27 protein-coding genes are annotated in these 25,918 nt (G+C 49.7%); 12 read left to right on the forward strand and 15 right to left on the reverse strand.

Annotated features, from left to right (window positions below; translation table 11 throughout):
• The coding region (locus B0475_RS00005) for a tetratricopeptide repeat protein (protein ID WP_157892529.1) at positions 1-1,401 on the forward strand (1,401 nt) is incomplete at its 5' end.
• Between the two features lie 13 nt (positions 1,402-1,414).
• Entirely contained in the window at positions 1,415-2,248 is an 834-nt protein-coding gene (locus B0475_RS00010; protein ID WP_157892531.1) for a hypothetical protein, read from the forward strand.
• 63 nt (positions 2,249-2,311) lie between these two features.
• Here B0475_RS00010 and B0475_RS00015 read toward each other — a convergent pair whose 3' ends face one another.
• The gene (locus B0475_RS00015; RefSeq protein WP_077409373.1) at positions 2,312-3,877 is read right to left on the reverse strand and encodes an amidase; all 1,566 of its coding nucleotides are present in this window, start codon (positions 3,875-3,877) and stop codon (positions 2,312-2,314) included.
• A 234-nt stretch (positions 3,878-4,111) separates the two neighbouring features.
• On the opposite strand from B0475_RS00015, the gene B0475_RS00020 reads away from it, so the two are divergent.
• From B0475_RS00020 to B0475_RS00030, 3 genes are all read left to right on the forward strand, one after another.
• Positions 4,112-4,975: an SPFH domain-containing protein gene (locus B0475_RS00020; RefSeq protein ID WP_077409839.1), complete on the forward strand. Its 864-nt coding sequence runs from the start codon at positions 4,112-4,114 to the stop codon at positions 4,973-4,975.
• 3 nt (positions 4,976-4,978) lie between these two features.
• Positions 4,979-5,152, forward strand: coding sequence for an Arc family DNA-binding protein (locus B0475_RS00025; protein ID WP_077409374.1), 174 nt, complete (start codon positions 4,979-4,981; stop codon positions 5,150-5,152).
• A gap of 162 nt (positions 5,153-5,314) precedes the next feature.
• The gene (locus tag B0475_RS00030; RefSeq protein ID WP_157892533.1) at positions 5,315-6,073 is read left to right on the forward strand and encodes a DUF4097 family beta strand repeat-containing protein; all 759 of its coding nucleotides are present in this window, start codon (positions 5,315-5,317) and stop codon (positions 6,071-6,073) included.
• 51 nt (positions 6,074-6,124) lie between these two features.
• On the opposite strand, the gene B0475_RS00035 is transcribed toward B0475_RS00030, so the two are convergent.
• From B0475_RS00035 to B0475_RS00045, 3 genes are all read right to left on the reverse strand, one after another.
• Complete coding sequence (locus tag B0475_RS00035; RefSeq protein WP_157892535.1) at positions 6,125-6,469, reverse strand: nuclear transport factor 2 family protein; 345 nt, start codon at positions 6,467-6,469, stop codon at positions 6,125-6,127.
• 63 nt (positions 6,470-6,532) lie between these two features.
• Entirely contained in the window at positions 6,533-7,786 is a 1,254-nt protein-coding gene (locus tag B0475_RS00040) for an inorganic phosphate transporter (protein WP_077409377.1), read from the reverse strand.
• Between the two features lie 15 nt (positions 7,787-7,801).
• Entirely contained in the window at positions 7,802-8,476 is a 675-nt protein-coding gene (locus B0475_RS00045) for a TIGR00153 family protein (protein WP_077409378.1), read from the reverse strand.
• Between the two features lie 160 nt (positions 8,477-8,636).
• On the opposite strand from B0475_RS00045, the gene B0475_RS00050 reads away from it, so the two are divergent.
• The gene (locus tag B0475_RS00050) at positions 8,637-10,358 is read left to right on the forward strand and encodes a lysophospholipid acyltransferase family protein (protein WP_077409379.1); all 1,722 of its coding nucleotides are present in this window, start codon (positions 8,637-8,639) and stop codon (positions 10,356-10,358) included.
• A gap of 154 nt (positions 10,359-10,512) precedes the next feature.
• On the opposite strand, the gene B0475_RS00055 is transcribed toward B0475_RS00050, so the two are convergent.
• From B0475_RS00055 to B0475_RS00085, 7 genes are all read right to left on the reverse strand, one after another.
• Positions 10,513-11,547, reverse strand: a complete 1,035-nt coding sequence (locus B0475_RS00055) for an MJ1255/VC2487 family glycosyltransferase (protein ID WP_077409380.1) — start codon at positions 11,545-11,547, stop codon at positions 10,513-10,515.
• Positions 11,547-12,071, reverse strand: a complete 525-nt coding sequence (locus tag B0475_RS00060) for a phosphatase PAP2 family protein (protein WP_077409381.1) — start codon at positions 12,069-12,071, stop codon at positions 11,547-11,549. The genes B0475_RS00055 and B0475_RS00060 overlap by 1 nt, the downstream gene beginning before the upstream one ends.
• A 76-nt stretch (positions 12,072-12,147) precedes the next feature.
• A complete protein-coding gene (locus B0475_RS00065) occupies positions 12,148-13,491 on the reverse strand; it encodes a TRAP transporter large permease (RefSeq protein ID WP_077409382.1) in 1,344 nt (447 codons plus the stop codon).
• On the reverse strand, positions 13,491-13,985 hold the full coding sequence (locus B0475_RS00070) for a TRAP transporter small permease subunit (protein WP_077409383.1): 495 nt from the start codon (positions 13,983-13,985) through the stop codon (positions 13,491-13,493). The genes B0475_RS00065 and B0475_RS00070 overlap by 1 nt, the downstream gene beginning before the upstream one ends.
• A gap of 65 nt (positions 13,986-14,050) precedes the next feature.
• The gene (locus B0475_RS00075) at positions 14,051-14,434 is read right to left on the reverse strand and encodes an MAPEG family protein (RefSeq protein ID WP_077409384.1); all 384 of its coding nucleotides are present in this window, start codon (positions 14,432-14,434) and stop codon (positions 14,051-14,053) included.
• A gap of 39 nt (positions 14,435-14,473) precedes the next feature.
• On the reverse strand, positions 14,474-15,058 hold the full coding sequence (locus B0475_RS00080; protein ID WP_077409385.1) for a glutathione S-transferase family protein: 585 nt from the start codon (positions 15,056-15,058) through the stop codon (positions 14,474-14,476).
• A gap of 119 nt (positions 15,059-15,177) precedes the next feature.
• A complete protein-coding gene (locus B0475_RS00085; protein WP_077409386.1) occupies positions 15,178-17,118 on the reverse strand; it encodes a PKD domain-containing protein in 1,941 nt (646 codons plus the stop codon).
• Between the two features lie 103 nt (positions 17,119-17,221).
• On the opposite strand from B0475_RS00085, the gene B0475_RS00090 reads away from it, so the two are divergent.
• Genes B0475_RS00090 through B0475_RS00100 form a run of 3 tightly spaced genes read left to right on the forward strand, consistent with a single transcriptional unit; the run spans position 17,222 to position 18,621 of the window.
• Positions 17,222-17,662 (forward strand): hypothetical protein, encoded by a 441-nt coding sequence (locus B0475_RS00090; RefSeq protein WP_077409387.1) that lies wholly within the window; start codon positions 17,222-17,224, stop codon positions 17,660-17,662.
• Positions 17,663-17,702: 40 nt separating this feature from the next.
• Complete coding sequence (locus B0475_RS00095) at positions 17,703-18,119, forward strand: MAPEG family protein (RefSeq protein ID WP_077409388.1); 417 nt, start codon at positions 17,703-17,705, stop codon at positions 18,117-18,119.
• A 16-nt stretch (positions 18,120-18,135) separates the two neighbouring features.
• Positions 18,136-18,621, forward strand: coding sequence for a DUF4275 family protein (locus B0475_RS00100; protein ID WP_077409389.1), 486 nt, complete (start codon positions 18,136-18,138; stop codon positions 18,619-18,621).
• A gap of 20 nt (positions 18,622-18,641) precedes the next feature.
• Here B0475_RS00100 and B0475_RS00105 read toward each other — a convergent pair whose 3' ends face one another.
• The 4 genes from B0475_RS00105 to B0475_RS00120 all read right to left on the reverse strand — a co-directional run bounded on the left by B0475_RS00105 (position 18,642) and on the right by B0475_RS00120 (position 24,522).
• Positions 18,642-19,004 (reverse strand): putative signal transducing protein, encoded by a 363-nt coding sequence (locus B0475_RS00105; protein WP_077409390.1) that lies wholly within the window; start codon positions 19,002-19,004, stop codon positions 18,642-18,644.
• Between the two features lie 53 nt (positions 19,005-19,057).
• Entirely contained in the window at positions 19,058-22,231 is a 3,174-nt protein-coding gene (locus B0475_RS00110) for an efflux RND transporter permease subunit (RefSeq protein WP_198538043.1), read from the reverse strand.
• A 7-nt stretch (positions 22,232-22,238) separates the two neighbouring features.
• Positions 22,239-23,231, reverse strand: a complete 993-nt coding sequence (locus tag B0475_RS00115; RefSeq protein WP_157892537.1) for an efflux RND transporter periplasmic adaptor subunit — start codon at positions 23,229-23,231, stop codon at positions 22,239-22,241.
• A gap of 130 nt (positions 23,232-23,361) precedes the next feature.
• A complete protein-coding gene (locus B0475_RS00120) occupies positions 23,362-24,522 on the reverse strand; it encodes a GGDEF domain-containing protein (protein WP_077409393.1) in 1,161 nt (386 codons plus the stop codon).
• Between the two features lie 91 nt (positions 24,523-24,613).
• On the opposite strand from B0475_RS00120, the gene B0475_RS00125 reads away from it, so the two are divergent.
• The 3 genes from B0475_RS00125 to B0475_RS00135 are packed head-to-tail and all read left to right on the forward strand — an operon-like array spanning position 24,614 to position 25,904.
• Positions 24,614-25,117, forward strand: a complete 504-nt coding sequence (locus B0475_RS00125) for a GFA family protein (protein ID WP_077409394.1) — start codon at positions 24,614-24,616, stop codon at positions 25,115-25,117.
• A complete protein-coding gene (locus tag B0475_RS00130) occupies positions 25,114-25,443 on the forward strand; it encodes a cupin domain-containing protein (RefSeq protein ID WP_077409395.1) in 330 nt (109 codons plus the stop codon). Before B0475_RS00125 ends, B0475_RS00130 begins: the two co-directional genes overlap by 4 nt.
• Positions 25,444-25,472: 29 nt before the next feature.
• Positions 25,473-25,904, forward strand: coding sequence for a GNAT family N-acetyltransferase (locus B0475_RS00135; RefSeq protein WP_109862313.1), 432 nt, complete (start codon positions 25,473-25,475; stop codon positions 25,902-25,904).
• The last annotated feature ends 14 nt before the right edge of the window (positions 25,905-25,918 follow it).

Raw genomic sequence — 25,918 nt, forward strand, 5'->3', positions numbered from 1 at the left:
TCATCGGTGTGGATTTGGCAACAATCACAAACCATCATGGCCGAGCGTGACAAAGCGCTGACTGAGAAAAAAGTCGCCGAAGAGGTGACAGATTTTTTGGTGGAAACATTCAAATCAGCTGACCCCACCCAAACCCTGGGTACTCAAGTGACTGCTGGTGAAGTTTTGAAAAATGCTGAATTGAAGATAGACAGCAATGCCCTGAATAATGTGGTTAAAAACAGATTAAAAATGACATTGAGCGAAGTGTACCTGAATTTATCGGAACTTCCCAAAGCCGGTGAATTGTTGAGCCAGGTTGATGTACCTTCAGCAGATACTGAACTGTATTCTGATTTGTTGTTGTTAAGGAGCAAAGTCAATTTCAATTTGAACCATAATCAACAAGCGCTCGAACTGATCAATGAATTGCTTGAAACAGGGGAACCTGGTGATCAGGACCACTATGCCCATCTGATGCTGAAAACCCAGATTCTTGACGGCATGGATTTAGAAAGTGAAGCAAAACGATTGAGTGCTGAAATCGTTGACCAGACAAAGAAACAGTTTGGGTCTGAACACCTGCTCTATGCCAGGGCATTGATCAATATGGCAGAAATACACAAAGAGAAAGGCAATGCAGAAGCCATGATTGTCTTGCTGGAAAGTGCCGATCAGGTGTTGTCAATCCAGCCTGCTGAAGAAATGCTGTTAAGGGCTGACAATAATTTCAGGTTATCCAGGTTGTATTGGGTGCAAAAAAACCACCAGAAATCATTGGAATATGCTCAAAAGGCGGCTGCAACATACGGGGTGGTTTTTGATGAGAATCACATTCAGATGTCGAACATTGCATTCATGCTAGGTGCCATCAATACCAAACTGAAAAACTTTGATCAGGCCATAGACAACTATAACGATGCAATCGCCATCAAAGCCAGGCTGTTTGGTGACGATTCGGTGAAGTTGGCAACGCTGATTTATAACCTGGGATCGCTGCATCATTTGTATCGCGATGATGTACATAGCGGGCTGCCATATTATGAAAAAGCTTTGAAATTATTGGAGAAAGAAGGTGGGCAAAACAAAAACAACTATCAAATCATGCGGTTGAGTTATTCGTTGGCTTTGATTGAAACAGGCAAACTACAAAAGGCCGAGGAAATGCTGTTGATTTTGGTTCAATACTTTGTAGACAAGAAGCGGATTGCCAAAATCAACGAGTCCACTGCCAAAGCCTATTTGGCCACCATCTACATCGAACAAGGTAAGTACAATGAAGCCGCTATTCTGATGAATGAATCAATAGAGTTCCTCAGAAAAGGTCTGGCAAAAGAACATAAAACATTGAAGTTAGCAGAATCGAACATGAAAAAACTGAACAAAGAAGATGATTCTGCTCACATCACGACAAATTTTTAACAGAGGAACGTACATGAAAAAATTAATGACACTTTCGATGCTGCTGCTGGCGGCAGTTTCTACAGCAGATACTTGTTTGCCAGGAACCGTTGAAGGAAATATGGCCTGGATAAACCCGCCATTTTTGGGCAACATCAAATCAGTATTACCTGATGATTATAAAGGGGGTATTTGTGAAGATCAGGTGTATGTCGATGGGTTCAAAGGAACACGAGCTGATTATGCTTACTTTATGCCCGAGGTGGGAGACACATCGGCTGGGTATATTTATAATTTTTCGATCGATTTTGCTGAAGTTTTGTCCCAGATTGGCACCGGCAACAGGATCCAGTTCTATGAGCTGTTCGCAGATCTCGGTCCCAATGGTACCAGACCATTTGATTCTGAATTCAAGATTCTGAAAATCCGGATCAAGAAAAAGCCTTTGACCAAGGGTGGAATGAAATGGAAGGTTCATTTGTTGTGGCTGGACCGCCCAGATGCATCAGGAAATGTTCAACAATATCCGGGTCATTTTGTTTGGTTGCCAGGAGACATTGATCATGGTATTTTGAATTTTTCTGTTTATTCCAATCCACACACCATTTCAGGAACAATCACCAATGTGTCATTGCGGTCTGAGTTATTCACCCTGGGCAAAGATGGTAACCCAGTGCCGGTGTTGCTGGACAGAGGTCCTGATGCCAATGGAATATCTAATCCTGCAGACTTTGGCCAGACATTTCATTTTGAATCACCCTATCAGATCAAAAGTGCATATATTTCTCAGGCAAAGCTGGGAATCATATCGCATGATTTAGGGGTGAGTTTTGGTGATGGAATCACTTTTTATACACCATACAGGTAACAGCATGTTCAGCTTGCAATGAAAACCCGCTAAAACCGCCTCTTGAGGCGGTTTTTTTGACTGTTATTTTTCTGTCGCTGGTGCTTTAGAGCCAGTTGCTGCGAGGTGCGGATCAAAGCGTAAAGTTTGGCGGTGTAAAGTCAATTGTTCATATGCGTAAGCCACTTCGATGATTGTGGGTTCAGCAAAGGCCTCGGCAAAGACCGATAGCCCAACGGGCAGGCCGTGTACATGGCCCATGGGCACAGTGATATTGGGGTAGCCTGAAATCGCTGCCAGAGAGGAGGAACTGCCCATGAAGTGGTCACCGTTGATCAGGTCAGTGGTCCAGGCAGGTGATCCGGTTGGGGCAATCAATGCGTCAAGTTCATGAGCCTTCAGCAAGGCATCAATGCCGTCAGCCCGGGTGGCCTTTTGTACCAGTTGCAAAGCATCCCGATAGGCTTGATCGGTCAGTGGCCCTTTGGCCTGGGCTTTGCTGAAAATCTCCTGATCAAACCACGGCATTACCTGGTCACGGTTGACTTCATTGTAGGCAATCAGTTGTTCAAGGGTCAGCACATTCAACGCATTGGGTAAGCTGGCCAGATAGCGATTCAGGTCATGTTTGAATTCATACAGCAACACATCATAACTGGCTTGCCAGAATCCGTCAGGTGCTTGCCAGCTGAGCTCATCAATCACTTCGGCGCCGCCTTTTTGCAGGTCTTTGATGGCTTGTTCCAGCAAAGCATCTACTTCACTGTGAAATCCGGCTGTTGAGCGCAACACCCCAATGCGTTTGCCTTGCAGCCCTGCTTTGTTGAGAGACTCACGGTAATCCCGCTGTTGGTATTTACTGACCGTCAGTGACAGCTTGTCCTGATCATCTCCACCCTGCATCATGGTCAGCATCAGGGCGGCATCACTGACCGAGCGGGTCATCGGTCCGGCGGTGTCCTGGCTGTGTGACAAAGGCACCACTCCGGTGCGGCTGACCAGCCCCACCGATGGCTTGAGACCCACTACGCCATTGGCTGATGCTGGACAAACGATTGAACCGTTGGTTTCAGTACCCACAGTCAGTGGTGCCAGTCCCGCTGCAGCCGCAGCTCCTGAGCCGGCACTGGAACCGCAGGGGTTGCGGTGGAGGTTGTAAGGGTTATTGGTCTGTCCACCCAGGCTGCTCCAGCCGCTTGACGAGCGTTCGGAACGGAAATTGGCCCATTCACTGAGGTTGGTTTTTCCAAGGATGAGCGCACCGGCGTCACGCAGCTGTTTCACCAGGGTCGCATCCCGTCCGGTGATGTTGTTCTTCAGTGCCAGTGAACCGGCGGTGGTGGGGATTTGACCAGCGCTTTCGATGTTGTCCTTCAGTAACACCGGTATGCCATGCAAAGGCCCCCTCAGTTGACCCTTTTTACGCTCCTGATCGAGTTGTTGTGCTTCAGTTAGGGCATTCGGATTCACACTGATCACTGCATTCAGGCGGGGGTTCATCTGGCCGATTGCATCTAGTGACTGTTGGGTCAGGCGGACGGCACTGAGTGTGCCTTGCTGCATGGCCTGCTGCAGATCCTGAACGGTGGTTTCGGCGCTGCTGCTGATGGTTACACACAATAAGCAGATCAGTTTGAATGTGTTTGACATGACGATGTGACTCCTGCAGTTGGCTGAAGATGTTGAATCATTGTATACCTTTCGCCTGAATCATGGCGACAATGATCCGGCAACTGCTACACAATTTTCAGCAATTGGGCTTTATGAACAGCTGCGGTAGTGTTCCCTGGCGCCATGTCATAGTGACTTCAGGCACTGTTGAACTGGATCGAATTGATACATAATGATATCATTATGATACTAACAGAGCAGGAGAACCTCATGATTAAAGAAAAGAAAATTAAAGCCCTCAGTGGCATTCCGGTGTTGTTGCTGTTGCTGGCGGCATTGGTTGTCGATGTGTTTATGCTGATTTTTGCCGGCCAGAACAAAATCACCTGGTTATTGGTGGTGGCGATCATCATGATTCCAGTGTTGATCATCATGTTGGCTGGTTTGTTTATGGTCAATCCCAATGAATCCAAAGTGTTGCAATTGTTTGGTAAATACATCGGGACAGTTGCTGATCCTGGTTTGAGATGGGCTAACCCTTTTTACGGCAAAAAAGCAGTATCACTCAGGGTGAGAAATTTTGAAAGTGGGCAGTTAAAAGTCAATGACAGTGCCGGTAATCCAATTGAAATTGCCACTGTAGTGGTGTGGAAAGTGATCGATACCGCAGAGGCTATTTTTGAGGTGGATGACTATGAATCATTTGTCCATATCCAAACAGAAGCTGCATTGAGAAATCTGGCATCAGCCCATCCATATGAATCACACAATGATGAAAAAATCACTTTGCGATCGGACCCGCAGGACATTGCCAATCTGCTACAAAAAGAAGTTCAGGACCGGTTGGATAAGGCTGGTGTGGATGTCATTGAGGCCCGGATTTCACACTTGGCATATGCTCAGGAAATCGCTGCCTCAATGCTGAAAAGACAACAGGCTCAGGCAGTGGTGGCGGCTCGAACACAGATTGTGGCTGGTGCCGTAGGTATGGTTGAAATTGCCCTGGAGCAATTAAGCAGTAAGCAAATCATTGAATTGGATGATGAGCGGAAAGCCGCCATGGTCAGTAATCTGATGGTGGTATTGTGTGGCGAGGAGAATGCCAGGCCAGTGATCAATTCAGGCAGTCTGTATTGAATCATGGCCAAAAAGAAGTCATTTCCCCTCAGGGTGAATGAGGAGATCATTTCAGCAGTCCAGCAATGGGCTGCTGATGATTTGCGCAGTGTCAATGCGCAAATAGAGTATGTACTCAGAGAGGCTTTGCGAAAAGCCGGCCGGATGAAAAAGCCAGATCAGACCAGCAATCGCTGACCAACGGCCCTGGTTCACAGTCTGGATCATCAATGATTCACCATTGATTCATGCTGTTGTGTTGAAATCATCAATCACAGCATTGATCGACAACGGGTATGTAACTTTATTCCCAGTTGATCGTTTATGATCACACAAGCTTATCTGATGAGGAGTAAAACCATGAAAAGAATCGCCTTACTGGGTGCCATATGTGCACTCACTACGCCAGCTCTGGCAGACAAAAAACAATCATTCGAACGCACGCTGACATTGAACACTGACCGTATTTCCGCCATAGAGTTGAACACCGGTGCTGGTTCTCTGGAAGTGGTGGGAACTTCCGGAAATGACATTGTGGTGAATGCCACTGTGGTGTCAGATGATTATGATGACATGACTGAGTTCACCGATGCGTTTGACAAGAAGATGGTGTTTTCTATTGATCGACAAACCGAATATGCCGTCGTGACGGCCAAAGCCAAGAAGTCAATGTACAACTCACCAGACATTCAGATCAATCTGGAAGTCGCTGTACCCAGGGGACTGGATGTACTGATTGATGACGGTTCCGGATCGATCCACGTTGAAAACCTCGACGGTGAGCTGACCGTGGATGATGGATCAGGATCGGTGGTCATCAAAGACATCAATAACGATGTGAACATCGATGACGGATCTGGTTCACTGAGTATCAGCGGGGTTTCAGGAAACCTGGTTGTTGATGATGGATCGGGTTCAGTAGATATGAAAAACATTGCCGGTACTGTTGAAATTGAAGATGGATCTGGCAGCATCTCGGCCAAATTCATCGGCGGGGATTTTATCCTGGACGACGGATCCGGAGATGTGGTGATCAAAGAACTTACCGGTGATTTTGAACTGGTTGATGATGGATCAGGTACCATCAAAGTCAACGGTAAAAAGATCAACAAGCGCTGAGCGGCAGAAACAATCATTGATACCAGGGTGTGCGCTTTGTACACCCTTTTTTTATCGGATTTCGATGTGCCTGATCAGGCCGTCCTCTATAACCAGTCTTTCGGTACCAGATCGTTCAAATGATTCACCGGATTGATCAGTGCCCTCTAAGATGAAGCTGACCTCCACGATGTGTGTCGAAAGTCTGCTTAATTGGCTGACTTGCCAGTGTAATGATGTATGGCTGGAAAAAAAACCTTCCATCATGGCCATGATGTCTGCGATGCCATAATACAGGCCCGTGTGTGTTGAGCTGTAAGTCGCGTTGGGTTGAAAAAGGGCTTCAACGGCTTTCAGGTCTGCCCGGTTGGAAGCCGCAAAATAGCGTTCGGTGATGTCGGTGGTTGAAATGCTCATGTCAGTCATTGTGCCACAAAAAAGCCCGGACACAAGCCGGGCTTAAGAGGAATGGACTGCCGTTTATCCACCAAAAATGGCTTTCAGGATAAAGAAGAAGATGATCGATAAAGTGGCTCCGGCGGGGATGGTCACCACCCAGGAAGCGAAAATATTACGTACCACTTTCAAATCAATGGCTGAGATGCCGCGGGCCATACCCACGCCCAATACCGCCCCAACCAGGGTTTGGGTGGTGGAAATCGGCATGCCTGTTCCTGAGGCCACCACAATGGTGGTTGAAGCAGCCAGTTCTGCCGCAAAACCACGGGACGGTGTCAGGTGGGTGATTTTCTGCCCAACGGTGCGGATCACACGCACCCCGAAGGTTGCCAGGCCAATGACAATACCTATGCCACCCAACAGTAAAATCCATACTTCGACGCCTGCTTTTGCTGAAACAATGCCGGTGTGTGCCGTTGAGACAATGGCGGCTACAGGGCCTACGGCATTGGCCACGTCATTGGAACCATGGGCGAAGGCCAGGCCGGAAGCAGTGATCACCATCAACACAGCAAACACCCTTTCGACGGTGTAAAAGTGAAATTCTTTTTCTTTCTTCTTATCGCCTTTAATTTTGGAGATGAAGAACGCACCGATCAGGGCCACGACCACACCGGACAAGGCGGCATACGAATAGGCCTGAACATCTGACAAATCAAGACCCACGTGTTTCAGGCCCTTTTTAATGGTCACCAGGGTCAACACAAATGCCGTCAGGAACATGTATACCGGTACATAGCGTTTGGCTTTGGCCAGCGGGTCTTCTTGTTTAAGGATCAGGTGATGTACGGTCTGAAAAATCAGGAAAGCAATGAAACCCGCAATCATTGGGGTAATGACCCAACTCAATACGATGTCGCCGACTTTACCCCATTTGATGGCTTCGGTTCCAATACCAACGGCTGCGAAACCGACCACGGCACCGACAATGGAGTGCGTAGTGGAGACCGGCCAGCCGCGTTTAGAGGCCAATAGCAACCAACAGCCGGCGGCCAGCAATGAAGCCAGCATGCCAAATATCAGCAATTCAGGGTTGCCCTCAACCGAAGAGGAGTCAATGATGCCTTTGCGGATGGTGGATGTCACTTCACCACCGGCCAGCACGGCACCAGCGAACTCGAAAATGGCAGCGATGATGATTGCTTGTTTGATGGTGATCGCTTTGGATCCCACCGATGTGGCCATGGCATTGGCCACGTCATTGGCGCCGATACCCCAGGCCATGAAGCCACCGAACACGGCAGCCAGAATGATATAAGTTAATTCATATTCCATTTTTGTCCCCCTGGTTTATTTGGCAAGCAGCAGTTCAAGCCGGCGACCGATGCGTTCAGCCTGGTCAGCCACAGAGCCCATCATGTCGATCAGTTTATATAAAAACATCACTTCCACTGGTGGCAACTCAGCTTCCATTTCAAACAACATTTTCTGGATGTCATTTTGCATGTTGTCGGTTTCGGTTTCGATTTTATCCAGCTTGGCGATCAGTTTTTCAACCACTTTTACTTCGGCACCGCGAAAACCGGTTTCGTACAATTCGTCCAATTCATTGACGCTTTGTTTTGCTTTCTTGGTGGCGTCCACACAGCGTTCTGTAAAGGCCATAAAGGCATCCGACAAACCACCCGGAATTTGCATTTTGCGAAGACTGACCATTGACGCAATTGATTTACTGATGTTGGCTACTTTGTCCTGTACCAGGACCAGTTCCAACAAATCTTGCCGGGGTACTGGCATGAACAGACTTTTGGGCAAGTTAGAACGGATGTCATTCTTTTGCTCGTCAGCTTCATTTTCAAGCTGGTGGATTTGTTCGACCAGTTCATTGACTTTAATCCAGTCATTGAGGTTGGCGGCTTTGATCAGGTCCGGAAGCAAGGCCACGGCATCATAAGCCGTTTTGATGTGTTTTTGTAAAGGGTTGACTGGTGACCGGCCCAGCATGTCTGAGATGAATGATCCCATGATAATCTCCGCTAGTGATTTTGGGGTCACATTATAACCAGTTATATGGTGGTTGTTGGGGGTTTATCCCATCTATTGTCATCAAATCTTCACCCAAATGTCATAATGGCATGAAGCCTGCTGTCTAGAATGGGCGTTTTAATCACCAAACAAACTGCTGATGCTGGACATCCGTAAAAGTATCAAGACCCACTATCCGGCTTTGTCTGGCAAACTGGACAAGTACACTCAATTATTTCAATGGCTCGAAAAATGGCTACACACCAATGAGATCAATCAATTCATCAGCAGCAATCAGCACCTGACCAATTTTTTGTTTCTGGATGCGATCCTGAAGGAATTTGAGTTTGGATACAAACTGGCCAATCATCACCGGGCTCGAATTCCTGCTGAAGGGCGCTTGTTGATCGTGGCCAATCACCCCATTGGTTCACTGGATGGTCTGGCTCTGATGCGCATGATTTATGAGATCAGGCCTGATGTAAAAATCATTGCCACCCCTTTGCTCAGCACCATTGAACCCCTTCGCGAGTTGTTCTTGCCGGTGGATAACATCAGTCAGAACGCTCACCACAAAAATAACCTGGTGAACATCCACAATGCTTTACAGCAAGAACAAGCGGTGATCATCTTTCCGGCAGGAGAAGTGTCTCGGGTAACGGCCAAAGGCATCAAAGACGGTCGCTGGAAAGCCGGTTTCATTAAAATGGCTGAACGGACCAATACCCCGGTCTTACCGGTGTTGATCGAATCGCGTAATTCCGTCTTGTTTTATGCCGCTTCGATGGTGTACAAACCATTGAGCACGCTGATGCTGATACATGAGATGTATAAACAAAAAAACAACACCATTGAATTGATCATTGGCGACCTGATCGAACCGGCCAACTGGCAATCACTGGGCATCAAACGCAAAGCCTTGGCTCAACGGTTTCGACAACATGTTTTTGGGCTCAGGAAAAACAAATCACGGTTCACCACCACTGCGTCCATTGCACAACCGATACAAAGCCGGCGTTTACATGCTGAAATCAAACAACACATGCCGATCGGTAAAACCCAGGACGGCATGAGCATTTACCTGCTGGACTATCGCCCGGATTCGTTGCTGATTCAGGAAATTGGCCGACTGCGGGAACTGTCATTCAGGATGGTCAGGGAGGGGACCGGTTCGCGGGTGGATCTTGATTCATATGATGTGTATTACAAACACCTGGTGTTGTGGAATGACAAAGAGCTGGAGGTGGTGGGGGCTTACCGTCTGGGCTTTTGTGGAGACATCGTTGCTGATCGGGGTACAAGCGGTCTGTATTGTTCTACTTTGTACCGGTTTGATCAGGCATTCACCAGCTTGGCACCTGTCACTTTGGAGCTTGGCCGCAGTTTTGTGCAGCCCAAATACTGGGGGCTGCGGGGTCTGGAATATTTATGGTACGGCATCGGTGCTGTATTGCGGATGCACCCGGAGATCAAATACCTGTTTGGTGCCGTGTCTATTCCCGGTGACTATCCTGATGAAGTCTTGCATCAAATGGTCAGTCATTATGCCAGTCACTTTCCAAAGCCGCCATCAGCGCCTCGGATGACACCCTATCACCCTTACAACAGGCCATTAAAAATTAGTAAGACAGATCAAAAACAGGCGATAAAGCAATTATTGAGGTCACTGAAATCAGCAGGTGTTAAATTACCGGTGTTGTTCAAACAATACACCGATTTATGTGAGCCAGGTGGGGTGGGTTTTATCAACTTTGCCGTAGATCCTGATTTCAATGGTTGTGTGGATGGATTAATCTGGCTGGAGCTGGAACATATGAAAGCCCACAAGCGCAGTAAATACCTGGCTCCTTCAGAACCGGCAACAGCCAGTCAGTCAGCCTGATTCATTGGTTGTTCTGATCGCTGGGTCTTCACTGACTCGGTGATCAACATGGCTCCGCCAATAGTCATCATCAGTACCACAGCCAGAATCACCAATTGATTCATTCTGTATCGGTCAGAAGATTCTGAGCCGTGAGGTTGTTTATGACAGCAGTTCACAGGTGGACCACTTCAACTTGTTGCCACAAGTGTGCATACCAATCGGATTGGCGGTCTGGCAGGCCATTGGCCAACCATTGGCAAATGTGACCGGCCACGTCAGGAAAGGTGATTTTTACCCTGCGGTTTTTGTGTAAAAAGTGAACCAGGTCTTTGAGATTCAGGTCTTGAATGACGTGACCATACTGTAACTGTAACAAAGCCATGGCATTGGCTTGTTGTTCAGTTTGTCCTTTCAGTGGCCGAACCAATAGTTTTTTGCCAAGACTCAGGGCTTCTGAACTCAACTCAAATCCTGCATTGGCAATCACGGTATCACAGCTGTGCAGGTCGGTTTGAAATGTACATCTGGATAAAGGCTTGAAAGTCACGTGTTGGTAGGGTGAGCTGAGTCTTTCCGGGGTGTAAATAATGAACTGATGAGTGCGGATCTGACTGAGCAGATAGGCCACTTTTTGCTGGTTTTCAAAAGGCAGATAGACCAACACCCGATGATCGATGGTTTCACCAATAGGTTCATCGATGGCTATGATGGGTGGCAGGATCGGGGCGTCAAAATGATGCCAGTGTAACGGCACCTTGTGGGTGGTCGGGGCAAACCAGCGGGTGATCATTTTGGCCAGCCAGTGATTTTTGTTTTGTGGCACCGGATAGTCAAACACGTATTGGTGGCCAATACCAACGACGGGGACCTGCTGTCTTCGGCAGGCCCATGCGGTGATCGGTTCGTAATCACTGATGACCCAATCATACCCTGATAAGTCGCAATTTTTGACATCCTGCATAAACTGCCAGAGGTTATTTTTAAAAAGGGTTTTACGGTATTTGATTTCGCCATCAATGATTGCAAAAGTCAGCCCCCTGCGGAAGGTTTTTCGGGCAAACACAGCCATGTCAAAATAAGCAGTTTCCGGCCGACCTGAAAACAGATAATCAACCTGGCAATCGATTTTTTCAAGAGCCCTGGCCATGACCCTGGCGCGGGTGATGTGTCCATTTCCTGTGCCTTGCACACCATATAGAATCTTCATCAGTTTAGAGCGGTCAGCAGCACCGTCAGCTGACCAATGGACAATCCCAGAATGGCCCCGACCAGCGTATCAGTTGGGTAGTGCACGCCCAACACCACACGTGAAAAACCCACCAGTGAAGCCCAGATCAGCATCGGCGCCCACAACAGCGGCAACCAATGACAAACCAGGGTGGTATATAAAAAGGCCGCACAGGTGTGGCCCGATGGAAAACTGAACTGGTCATTTGGTTCCACCTGTTGGTTGATGGTCAAGACCCTGAAAGGCCGGTTGCGTCTCAGCAGGTTCTTCAAAAGCAGGTAAACCGGTCGTTCAATGGCAAAGCCCAGTAACAAACCCAGCAGCATCGGTGCGAAAGGGCCAGACCACAACACAGCCAATGCAGCAGTGCCCAGATACAGCCAGCCATCTGCTGTGGCAGAAATCAGCCGGGCATAGGGTATCAGTCCGGCATGGTGGCGGGCCTGAAATAGGCGTTTAATCAGCGACACAACAAGTGCCTGAATGGAGGCCAGTGGTTTCATGGGCTGTACCGATGTAGATTGGCGCCATTCTAGTGTGCCAATGTGACAGGCCGGTCATGCCCTGATGAATTTTGGGTTACAACCAGTCAACCAGTTGTGGAAACAAATACAGCACCACCAGCATCAACACCTGCAATGCGATGAAAGGCATGACCCCGCGATACAACTGACGCGTAGAAATGTCGGTCACGCCTCGCAGATAAAACAATGCAAAACCAAACGGTGGAGTGAGGAAAGAAGTTTGTAGGTTGATGGCGATCATGATACCCAGCCACACCGGATCAAAGCCCATCATCAGCAAAATGGGTCCGACGATGGGAATCACCACAAAAGTGATTTCAATGAAGTCCAGGATAAAGCCCAATAAAAACAGCACCAGCATCACCAGCAACAGGGCAGTCAGTTCACCCCCGGGTAGATGGGTGAGGAAATGCTGCACTGCCTCATCACCTTTGAAACCTTTGAACACCAATGAAAACAAAGCCGCTCCTATCAGAATCATGAACACCATGGCGGTGACTTTGACGGTTTCTTTCAGCGCTTCATTGAGTACTTCGCGGTTCAATGTGCGGTTAATGGCAGCCAACACCAGGGCTCCGATGGACCCCACCGATGCGGCTTCTGTTGGCGTGGCAACGCCACTGATGATGGAGCCCAGCACCGCCAGAATGAGCAGCAGGGGTGGCAGCAAGGATGCCAGTACAGTGGTCAATGATGGTGGATCACTGACTTCAATCTCTGGCATGGCATCAGGTCGACGCCACCTGACCCACAACAGATAGATGGCATACAGCAACACCAGCATCAGACCAGGTATCAGCGCACCGAGGAACAAGTCTTGTACAGAAACTGTTTTGGGGTTGAACACATTGAGCTTGAGCTGTGCCTGCTGATAGGCATTGGACAACACATCGCCCAGCAAGACCAACACAATGGATGGCGGTATGATTTGTCCCAGGGTGCCAGAGGCACATATGGTCCCGGCAGAAACTGCTGGGTCATAACCATTTTTTTGCATCACGGGCATGGCCAGTAGGCCCAGGGTTACCACTGTGGCACCAACAATACCGGTACTGGCCGCCAATAACATGCCAACGATCAGTAAAGCAAAGCCCAGCCCGCCTTTGCGACCGCCCAGTAAGGCAGCCATGTTTTGTAGTAAAGATTCGGCCAGCTTGGCTTTTTCCAGAACCACGCCCATGAAGACGAAGACGGGTACAGCCATCAGAGTGGCATTGCTGAGAATACCATTGAGGCGGTTGGGCAAGGCTGCAATGAAATCAGCATCAAACCAACCAGTGAGAAACCCAATCAGGGCAAACCACAAAGACACACCACCCAGGGTGAAAGCCACTGGAAACCCAGCCATCAGAACAGCAGTGACGGTAATGAACAGCAGCAAAGCCCACCAGGCTTCCATCACTTACCCTCCGATTGATTGGCTTTGGGAGTGGATCTCAGCCATTGGGTCAACACATAAGCGATCAGGGTCAGGGGCATCAGCACCAGCAGTGATTTGAACAAAAACATCAGCGGCAGGCCCCCGGTTTCACCAGAGCCTTCAAGCCGCAGCCAGGCATTGATCACGTACTCAAAGCAGGACCAAATGATGAAGCCCATCATCGGTAGCATCAGTAACATGGTTCCCCAAAAATTGACGCGGTTTTTTGTGGTGTCAGTATAACCCTGATAAAACACATCAACCCGCACATGCTTGTCATGATGCCAGGCATAGACCATGCCCAGCATCAAGGCTGTGGCATGACAATAAACGGCCAGCTCCTGAACCGGTATGAACACCACATTGAACAGGTTGCGGCTGACCACGGTGAAAAAACTCAGCAGCACCATCAACAAGGTGATGACACCCAGCAGCGCACCGTATTTTTCCATGAATCCGGATCGTTCAGACATGCGTCATTTTCTTCACAACAAGCTGTGCAGTGGTTTGACTGTGCGGGTCAGGTCAGGCGATCAGTTCAGAACAAGCGCCAGACAGCGCCACCCAAGCCGCCCAGTAACATCACGTGTGATGCCAGGAAACCAAGCACAAAGCCCATGCCTCTGGATTTGGGATCTTTCATGTAAGCGGTGAAATAAATAAAGCGGCTGATAAAAAACACCAAGCCCAGTATGGCAGCGGTCATGGGGTGTACATAACTGGCAAACAAAAACATCGAAGGAACCACTATGATGAGTTGTTCGAGGGTGTTTTGTTGAATGCGGTATGCCCTTTCAAAATACCGGTGCCCGCTGACTGCTGGTGCACTGACACTGTATTTGCCACGGGCTGCACCCACCACAAATGAAAAATAAGAGTACTGTAACAGCACCAATGACAAGACGATGGCCACATACAACATAATTCACCTCAATCGAAAAAAAAGAGCAATGATTGTAACCTAAAATGGTGCGCTTTTATTCACAAACTTGATTTCTGACAGGCGTTCCACATGAGCCTGCAGGTGGGGATAAGGCAGGTCAAACATCTGGTACAGTACCAGGTGGTCCCATAAGCTGACCAGATGAAATCCGGTGTAATTGGGTTCAGCAGCAAACAGGGTTGCGTGATTCTCCAGCCATTGCATCCCCTGATCAACAGTGAGTCTGAATTTATCGTAACGCTGGTATTTGTTGGCATCTATACCGGTGCGATCCGCCATCACCAGTTCCACTTCCGCAGTCATCACGCCATTCATAACGGCCCGGGCATTGAGCATGTCAGTATCGTTGGTCAAAACCTGAAAACGATCTTTGCAATCATGTTGCCTGACCAGGTAATCAGCGATGTGGTCCGATTCAAAAATCGCCTGGCCGTTATCGGTGATTAACGTGGGTACTTTCATCAAAGGATTACCGGCAAATAAATCGGGATTATGTGTAGCAACGTTACCGACATCAACCAGTTCCACCGACAGCCCAAGGGCATCAATCAGTATCCGGTTTTTGCGGGCAAAATGAGATTTGGGTGTGTAATGCAATTTCATTCGATTATTCTAACGGATGAAACTGCCCAGTGTCAGGCAGATTGAGCAATGGATGTTGCATTTATAAGCACTCAGGAAAGGAGCGGCCAGGGCCGCTCCTGTTGGGGTGATCTCCTCAGTTACAGGCTGATTTTGTAGGCCTGTGGGTAAGGTCTGGCAACACAGCCGGTGGCGGCACAAATGCGTACCGTGTCACAACTGGTGGTGGTCGATAGGCCACTGTTGTCCGTAACGGTCAGGGTCACCGGATAGCCAGTCATATATGTCACCGGCGGAAAATACTCGGTGATGATGCTGCCACTGCCCGTTGGGGTGCCACTCAAGGTCCATTCATAACTGACAATGCTGCCATCCGGGTCAAAACTGTCGGTGCCGTCAAAGGTTGATGTTACCGGTCCCAGGGAGAAATTCGGGGTGATGTCACAGTCGGCGATTGGATACTTGGGATCATTCATGGTCAGCGTACCGGTGCTGCTGCCACTGGCAGCGGTGCCGGTGTAGCCCAGTTCGGTGGCCAGGAAGGCGTTGATGTTACCAACCATGGTGCCATTGCTCAGTGGTCCGCCGGCACTGGCATAACTCCAGAATCCGGTCCGGTCCGGTGGAATCACCCCATCATCGCAGGAAAAGTTTTTCACCGCACCGGCCAGCCAGTAAGCGCTGTTGTAACGTCCCCAGCTCCAGGATTTGTTGCCACCCCAGCCGCGTGAGTATACCTGGCCTTTGCTGGTCAGTTCGAAGGTGTGGGTTTCTTCAGAATTGAGCAGGTAGGGCGCTGCGGTGTTGCTGTCAAAATCGACATAGAAATTTTCATGGTTTTCACCATCATTGCCGTTGTGTGAGATCAGACCAAGCAAGCCTTTTACGGTCTTGTCCACCAGGTCAAATTCGAGGTCAGCCAGCGTGGCCCCATCGGTGGCGATCAGTGCTGCGATGCCCAGGGCACCTTCCAGAAAAGTCACAAAGGAATCGGTGTTGAACGTGGTGTCCTGCGCCCGGCTCAGAACCACACCTTTGTTGAACAGGGTTTGTTCGCTAACCGGGCCCGGTGGGTCATAGGTCAGCATGCCTGAATCTGAAGCCAGTGAACGGGAGGCTGACAAAGGACCACCGGCAGCCGATGTTTTCACCCAGACTTTGGAACCGTATTCAGCTTGCAAATCCAATTCGCCGGTACAGCTGCCACTTTCACACTGCCCACCACTGCCAGACAGGCACAGGATGGTGGTGCGGGTGCGCAGGTAGCTGGTGTCAATCCGCGACACATCATTGGCGGCGTGCTGAATGTACCTGACCATATCAGCCGAGTGAGCGGCTTTGTTTTTCACTTGTTTGACATAGCGTTTGCGTTTCAGGTTGCCCAGCCAGTTGTGTTCTTCAACATTGGGGTTGATATTCACCGAATACCCTGATTCCTGAAAAGTGGTGACCACATCACAGGCACAATGATCACCGGCACCGCGGTTGGCATAGTGGTTCAGCAGGCGCTGGCCTTCGCCGCGCAACTCAGCCGATGGCTTGCTGGCTGTCAGGTAGTCGGCAAATTGACCATAACGGTTGTGGCTGGTAGGCAGCGCTGCAGCTTGTCGATACTGATTCAATACAGCCGGCTCATGAGTCCGCAGCCAGTTACTTAAATCAAGCCCTTTGGGTGCCAACTGAGACTGTTGCCAATCAAGCAATGTTTGTGGTGCCGAAACCGCTGCCCAATGCATCAGCAGATTGGCATTGACTTCGGTAGACAGGTCTATGCGGGCTGAATCATAAAACTCCGGATGTTGTTGTTTGAAGTAGTGAATGATGGTACGTCCGCCAAGTTGCTCTTCGACCTGTAGCAGCCATTGATCAAACAAGTCGGTGTGTTCGTTCATCAGCAGGTCTTCAAGTGAAACCGTTGTGGCATATCCCATTTGCCATTGTTCGATCACATCAAACAGTTGTGCTGATACTTCGAGTCCGCCAATGTCTGATTGCCGGTTTTCTGCCGCCCGCACTGAATCGGTGTGCAGCAGCCCACAGCCACTGATTGTCAAAGCGGCCAGCAAGGTTAATTTGTTCATACTCATTTCCTCATGGATTGGATTTCAATCACTCAGTCTGATGGTGCAGACTGAGACCCCATCAACCGAGATGAGGCCAATTCATGGTAGGATGTAAAGTGTCATGAGGGCACAACAGTTCTGGACAAAACTGGTATTTTCCAGTTTTTACCACATTGGAAAAACCCTCAATAACAGTAACATGGAGTTGGTGATGGCCCATAAAGCGAAGATTTTTCAAAGGGTACCGGTAACACGTTTAAACAGCCGAATACCGGCTGAATATCATTGTCTGGTCAACCTTGCCAGGTTGAACAAGCCGGTTTACACCCTGGTGGTGTTTCCGGTGTCAGCCAACAACAGCCACACGATTGTGACCTCCGCCCTGTTGCAAAAAACGCTGCGCAAGCGACCTGATTGGGCAGATCCGGTGATTGTGTTGGCTCATGCTTTGACCGATGAAGCGGCCAGCATGATCAGAAATGATGCCGACGTGCTGGTGTTCACCCAAACTGATTTTTTCTGGACCGATGCCTCAGTCAGGCGGGTCAGTCAGCATGGTTGATGTGACAACAAATGTAATTGATCAGATGGAGGATTAAGTGATGTATTCAAACACCATAATTGCCCTGTTGGGTTTCATTGGCTGGGCTTTGTGCCTGTTGCTGCTGATGGAAGTGATTCGCAGCTGGCTGGTTTTGACCGGTCAGCGGGCTGCCAATGACTTCACCCCGGACAACGCCAACCTGTCAACATTCATGCAACGGCTGGCCAGGGCCCATGCCAATTGCGTGGAAGGTTTGCCGATCTTTGGTGGGTTATTACTGGTGGCAACCCTGACCGGACAGTCATCGGTCACCGATGGCACCGCGCTGATTTTTCTGGCAGCACGGATTGGACAGTCTGTGATTCATCTGACATCAGTCACTCCCTCAGCGGTCAAAGCTCGGTTCCTGTTTTTTACCGTGCAATTGATGTTCGCGGTTTTCTGGTGCTGGGGTTTACTCATGGCAATGATTTGAGCCTGGGATGTGCTTGATGAATGATCTGCGAAAATACCGGGGATTTATTGAAGTCACGCCTGGTGCTGTGATTGACGTGTTGAATAAGCAACAGTGTGAGGTCATCCGACTCGGTTGGAAAAAACAATATGCGCCGCGTGCAGAAGGCATGCGTTTATCACAAAATTTGTGGCATGTATTCAGCCATGGTGGCTTTCCATCCGTCAGTGGTTTGGCGGCAGATGATGCGTATCAGTCTGAATTATCAGACAAGTATGTGGTGATGGATGATCAGATGACTGCGGGCCTGGTGACTGATCAGCGACCTGACAACCTGGCATACCATGATGTCCACGTGTTTCCATTGAATCTGGCCTGGACCATGGCCTTCACCCATGAAGACGGCAATCTGGGACCCTATTTTGCCAGGCACGAAAAATATGAAGCATTGTCGGCGGAGAACGCTGCACAGCTTGAAAAACAACAACAGATCAGGCGGGCCAGAGAAAACGGCTGGTTGTGAGACGGTTTATCAGCCCCGGATCACTGCCATACAGTCAGCCCAACCCATAACAACAACCCGCTGGTGATGGTGATCATCAGGACGTTGAGAATGCGTTGAATCATCATTCCCCTGGCGTTTTCGGCCTGTGCTGTCAGCTGTCGCATCTGGTCTTCTGTCAACGGATCAAACACCACATGTTCTGGGTTCTCATACAACAGCCGGGCATCTTCATATTGATCATCCAGAACCACCCACAAACCGACATTCAGCGGTCCGGCGCCGATGGCGCCGAGGTTCCTGGTGTTGCGGTTGGCGATGTGGATCATGATCCCTTTGGCGCGCATCTGATGGGCCACCAGCTCTGCTTCGGTCAGGTCATCAAAGGTCTTGAATAATCGCATCACTTATACTGTATCAAGCTCAGCTGGTGCAAAACATGCACCACAAGTCAGATTCAATGATGCTTCATAAACTGTCGGTACAAAACCGGAATCATAAACAAGGTCAGTAAACTGGAAAACGCCAGGCCAAACACGATGGATGATGCCACCGGACCCCACAACAAAGATTTGCCGCCCAATCCAGCGGCCAATGAGAACAGTCCTGCAATGGTTGTGGTGGTGGTCATCAGGATGGGAATCACCCGCCTTCTGGCGGCATACACCGTGGCATGCAGCGGGCGTTTGCCGGATTGGATTCGCTCGTTGGCAGCGGAAATCAATACAATGGCACCATTAACCGCAATACCGGTCAGTGCAATGATGCCATATAAGGTATACAGACTCAGTGGGTTGTTAGTGATGAACAAACCGAAGACCACGCCGGTGAACGCCATCGGCACCGTGACCATGATCAACAGCGGTTGGAAATAACTGCGCATTTCGGTGGCCAATATCAGGTAAATCAAACCCAGACCCAGAATGAACAAAGCGCCCATAGCCCCCAGGCTTTCATTGACATCATCCAGTTCACCGGAAAAATCCAGGTCGGTGTTGGGGTACTGGTTTTTCACCTGTTCCCAGGCAGCGACGATGTCGGCATTGATTTTCGTGGTGTTGGTCAATTCAGCATTGATTTCTGCCTCAATGGTGATGGCCCGCCGCAGGTTGTAGTGACGGATGGTGCTGCGACCTTTGTCGGTGCTCATGTGAAACAGGTTGGCAAAGGTGGTTTGTTCGCCGCCGGGGAGGGCCACCGGATCGTCCATGATCTCATCAATCGCCTGCAGGTTGCGTTTATGTGCCCGCACCCTGAGTTCAACTTTTTCACCTTCGTCACGCATCAGGGCCACGATTTCTCCGTCCAGGTGCAGTCTCAGCAAACGCGACACGGTTCCGGGATCCAGACCCAACCGGCGGATGTTCTGGTGGTTCAGACTCAACACCAGTTCGGAACGGCCAGGTACATCATTATCGGTGACATCCCGGGCGCCAACCACGCGGTTGGCGACGATGTCCTTGACTTCATCAGCTGCCAGGCGTAATTCAACAAAGTCATCACTGCGTACTTTGACACTCACCGGTTTGCCGGCCGGTGGTCCGCCGGAAATTTCCAGGAATGAAATGATCGCATCACCGGGTGTGTTCACCAGGGTTTCCCGCATGGTTTCCACCACTTCAGCCACCGAACGCATGTCCCCTTCTTTGGGCATCATGGAAACCTGAATCTGACCATACTGATCACCAAAAAGGATTTCCAGCTCAGTAAACTTAATACCGGCCAAAGAAGTGATGGCACGGATTTCATCGTCCTCGACAAAGGTTCTTAAGCGTTTTTCAACTTCGATGGTCTGCGCCAGAGTTTGTTCCAGCGGTGTGTTGGAGGGCATGTCGACATTGACATAGAACAGGCGGAAAGGATCAAAAGTGAAAAATTCAGTTTTGACTTTCTCCTGTTGCATGATTTGAATGGCGCCAACAAAACACAGGAAACCAAAGACCATGATCACATAAGGACGGCGCATCATGAAGCACAATACCTGGGTGTATTTGGTGCGTAGTTTACGGGTCCAGTTATGACGCCAGTTGGTGGTTCTGACTTCCCCGTGGTGTAATATGTTCCTTACTGGACGGGTGGCAACCTGCCAGCCAGCCGCTGCATATTTTACGGGATTGTAGCGGCTGCGGATTTTTTTGGGTTTTGGATGGGTTTTGTTGCGTTCACTGCCAATCACATGAGCCGGTAAAATCCAGAAGGCTTCAATCAAACTGATCGCCAGGCCCAGGGTGACCACGAAGGGAATAACAAACATGAATTTGCCCAGAATACCAGGCAGCAACATCAAAGGCAGAAACGCTGCCATGGTGGTCAGTACCCCGGCGGTCACCGGCGCACCCACTTCCCGCAATGAGTCAATGGCTGCCTGCAGGGCGGTGGCGCCGCGCTGCATGCGATAGTAAATGGCTTCAACCACCACCACCGCATCATCCACCAGCATACCCAGCACGATCACGATACCCAACAACACCGAAACGTTCAAAGTGTTGCCAGTCATGTTCAGTACCCATAAAGTGCCAGTGATGGAAAACACAATGCCCAGGGTGACAAAGAAAGCGATTTTGAAGCCGAGGAACAACCAGCAAACAAACAACACCAAAATCAAACCCAGGCCGGCATTGGTTTGCATGATGGACAGCGCAGCACGGGTTTGTATGGTTTGATCATCGGCCAGTACCAGCTGAATGCCAAGGCTTTCCAGTTGTTGATTTTTGCTGTCAATGTAGGCATTGATGCGATCCACCAGGTCCAGGGTATTGACCATTGATACCTTGGTGACTGCCATAGAAACGGCGGGCTTGCCTTGATAGGCTGCCAGTTGGGCGGCGTCCTCACGGCTGCGTGAAACCGTGGCTACATTGTCCAGAGTCACCGCGCTGACACCTGCCGCCGGCAATTGAATCTGTGCCACCAGTTCGGGCTGATCGGTGGTGCCGGCCACCCGGATCAGCCATTCGTTACCTGCCACTTTGGCACTGCCCGCTGATACGTCACGGAAGGCACCACGCACGGCTTCGGCCAGTTGCGCGGCATTCAACCCGTGAGCGGCCAGCAGATCTGGATCAAATTCCACATGTAACTCTGGATCCTGTAAACCAGATGGTGTGACCTGGTCGACCCCACGAATGCCTTCCAGATCTTCTTTGACTTTGCGGGCCTGTGAACGCAGGGTTTCGTCATCGGCCTGACCAGTAACGACTACCAGGGCAGTGGGAAAACCATTGGAAGTGGTTAACTCAATGATCAGCGGATCATCAGCATCATCCGGTAATTCAGCACTGGCTTTGTTCTGAATTTCACGACGCAGGTCATTGATGCGTTTATCGAAATTCCGTTCACCAATGTCCCGAAAGCGCACCAGGATATTAGACACCGATTCGCGTGAAGTGGAATTGGTGAAGCTGATGTCCTGGACGTTTTTGATGGCATCCTCCAGGGGGGATGTAACCAGTTTCTCAACATCTTCGGCGGATGCACCTGGTAAAACGGTACTGATGTTGACCCAGTAAAAATTGATTTCCGGGTCTTGTTCTCTGGGCATGATGAAATAGGACATCAGACCCATGGCCACAACCACAGTGAACAGGATGTTTACCAGTGGGTGATTGGTGAGCAGTCTGGACAACATCATCAATACCTCACTTTACCCGAATGGCTTGTTGATCCTGTAAGCGTTCGCGCCCACCGATGATGACCTGCCAGTCAGGTACCTCATTCAACGGTACCGGCCGGCCTTCCTGGGCTCCGGCTAAAGGCTGAAAGCGGGCCACTTCACCTTCGGCCAGAAATACCCCCAATTGACCCTCACGTTTAACCACCAGGTCGGCAGGTAATAACCGGCCTTTGAGGATCCAGACCAGTTCGCCGGTCAGGCCAATTTGGACTGACTCAGAGGAGCTGAATCGTGCGGTTTGGACACCGGCCAAATCATCAATCACGGGTGACAATTGCAACAGCTTTACGGGTGTTACCTGCTGTTGCTGAACAAACATCAGTTGATCCGCGTTGGGCAGTTCAGCGGCCAGATGGCTGGGTATTTTGGCCACGATTTGCGGTTCGCTGGTTTGTACCAAAGACAGCATGGGAGCGCCCACAGACAACCATTGACCTAATTGTGCCTGCCGGTCACTGACCACACCCTCAAAGGGTGCCAGGATACGGGTTTTGCTGAGGTTCCTGACGGCCACTTTCTGGGCTATCCTGAGGCTTTGCAAATCGGCTTTCAACACGGCCACATCGGTCTCTCTGGACAACAGGTCGTCGGCAGAGATGTATTGACTTTGATTCAATTGATTGGCGCGTTCCAGACGCAGTTCGGCCTGCGTCAGGCGTGCCCTGGCAGCCTGTAAATTGGCTTGGGCCTGTTCCAGTTGTAATTGGAGGTCTGTGTCATCCAGGCTGATCAGTAGCTGGTCTTTACTGATCGGGTCACCACTGTCCGCGTGAATGGCTTTTACCACCGCATTGACTTCCGCAGACAGGGTACTGGCATTGCGAGCAGTGACTTCGGCATTGGCCGTCAGCCGGCGCTCGATAACCACATCCTGTAATGACTGCGTGGTGACTGGAACAGGTGGGTTGTTTTGGGCCTGTACCGACAGGCTGAAAAGAATTAAAAACAGTTTTTTCATGACAATTCCTGATGACATGCAAGATACATTTTAGGGCTGACAGCTGATGATGTTTGGTGACAACCGGTGGCTGATTCCAGGCTGTATTTTAGCGGATTTGCTGTGACATTATGTTAAGCAAAACACTTTTTTAGCTGGCTGCTTTCAGCTGCAAGCGATTACGGCCCTTTTTCTTTGCGGTATACAAAGCCTGGTCAGCGGTTTTGATGGTTTCATCCGCATTGGCTTTGTGGATCGAATCTGTCAGCCCGATGGAAATTGTCACTTGTACGGTTTTTGGTTTCTGGTTTTTCCGCCGGTTAACCACAAAAGGCGTGTCAGCAACAGCATCAATCACCGCTTGTAAATGGTCTTTGATTTCTTTGGCACTGTGGTTGTTGAACACGATGGTGAATTCCTCACCACCATAACGGTAGGCTTTGCCACCACCGGTCACCTGATTGATTTTAGCGGCAATCATACGCAGTACATCATCCCCCACATCATGACCATAGTTGTCGTTGAATTTTTTGAAATGATCCACATCAACCATCGCCAGCGCATAGATACCCAGGCTGCGCTGTAGTTTTTCCTGTAAAGCACGGCGACCTGGCAGGCCGGTTAATTCATCCACATAAGCCAGATGCCAGGATTTCTGCAGCGCGCTGAATAAGAAACACAACAGGCCTGCAAACTGAGTCATGTCCCGGGCCGAATCGGGCACATGGAACAACACCGCCAACAGCAACAGCCCCAGTAAACTGTCAAATGTCCGTCGTCTTTGTTGTTTGATGAACCACAGCAGCAACAGCATGAATACCATCAACCACAGCAGTAATGACCATTGATTCAAAGATGTCCAGCGAAACCAGTTTGGTGGTAGCCATTGTGGATTCAGCCAACCAGCCACCAAATCCGGATAACGCAATTGCAAACCATAAGCCACCGCAGAGATACCCAGAACCACCAAATGAGTCAACCACCCTGCAAAACTCAGTAAACCTCTTTCACTGATCAATCCCAGCAAAGCCAGGATCACACAGCACGCACTCCAAAGTAACCACAACTGGGCCTCTGTCATGCCCTGAGTCCATCCCGGCAGCAGATATGCCAGCCAGCAAACCCAGGTCAGATAAAACAAACCACCCTGGTTGTAATACATGGCTACCAGCGTCAGGGTGGCCAGCAGCAGGTATGGCATCATCGGTAAAGCCTGTTGCAGAGGTTGAGGTATTTGGGCGATGAACAGCTGAGCCACCACAGCGAACACGCTGATGATCAATGGCGGGATGATGGCTTTATATGGGTTCAATAAATGCGGAGTTGTCAGGTAAATCAGCTATGATAAACACAGCGTGACAAAAATGCTATGATAAGTATGCAGCTGAGTGGAGGATTGTGTCATGGGTAAAGCATCATCAGACTTAACCGGTGGGTGTGGTTGTGGGCAGGTTCGGTATGAATTAACCAACAACCCGCTGTTTGTGCACTGTTGTCATTGTACCTGGTGTCAGCGAGAATCCGGCTCGGCATTTGCCCTCAACGCATTGATTGAAACGACTGAAGTTAACATCACAGCCGGTCAGCCAGTGTTGGTCAAGACACCCAGCGAGAGTGGTCAAGGACAGCTGATGGCCCGCTGTCCGGATTGTCAACTGGCTCTGTGGAGTCATTATGGTGGACGCAACACCCTGATCAGCTTCATCAGAGTGGGTACCCTTGATCACCCGGCTTTGGCTCCGCCAGATATTCACATTTATACCAGGTCTCAACAACCCTGGCTATCCATACCAGAAACGGCGATTCAATGTGAAGGGTATTACCGGCGTGATGAGCATTGGCCGGCAGACAGTCTGCAACGCTTTTACTCAGTGATCAGACAATGGCAGCAGGAAAACCCGTCATGAGTCGGCAAAGGATGACCATTTCTGGTGCCTTACAACAGTTGGACAAGCATGATCAGCCCTTCTTGGAATTGTTCAGTCACGGATCGCTGGTGGTGGAAATGTATCAGCCTGATGGTATTGATCACCAACAACCACACAGTCGAGATGAGTTGTATGTGGTGGCCCAGGGAACAGGTTGGTTCATCAATGGTGTTGATCGTCAACCTGTTGAACCAGGCGAAGTGTTGTTTGTTCCAGCCGGGGTGAAACATCGGTTTGAGGATTTTTCCGATGATTTTGCTACCTGGGTGATGTTTTATGGACCCGAAGGCGGGGAAGAACCATAAACAGCGAGGGCTTGCACATCCGTGAAGTCATGGCAGCGGACCTGGCCGGCTGGGCGCGGTTGCGTGGCCAATTGTGGCCGGCTGATGCGGCACAGCATATCAATGAACTCAATCAGTATTTTACAGGGCAATCAGTAGACATCATCAAGGCCTATGTGCTGGTGGATGACAACAGACAGGTACAGGGGTTCATGGAGCTGAACATTCGTAATTTCGCTGAAGGCAGTCGGTCCCCTCAGGTGCCTTATGTGGAAGCCTGGTATGTCAGTCCGGTGTATCAGGGACAGGGCTGGGGCAAACAATTCATGCACAAGGCTGAACAATGGGCTTTGAAAATGGGGCATCATGAATTGGCCAGCGACACCGAAATAAGTAATCAACTCAGCATCAACATACACAAGCATTTAGGCTTTGTAGAAACCGAACGCATTGTGTGTTTGCTGAAACAATTGAAACCCTGATTATTCAGGTAAAA

The organism is Marinicella sediminis (assembly GCF_002000055.1).
Lineage (GTDB): Bacteria > Pseudomonadota > Gammaproteobacteria > Xanthomonadales > Marinicellaceae > Marinicella > Marinicella sediminis.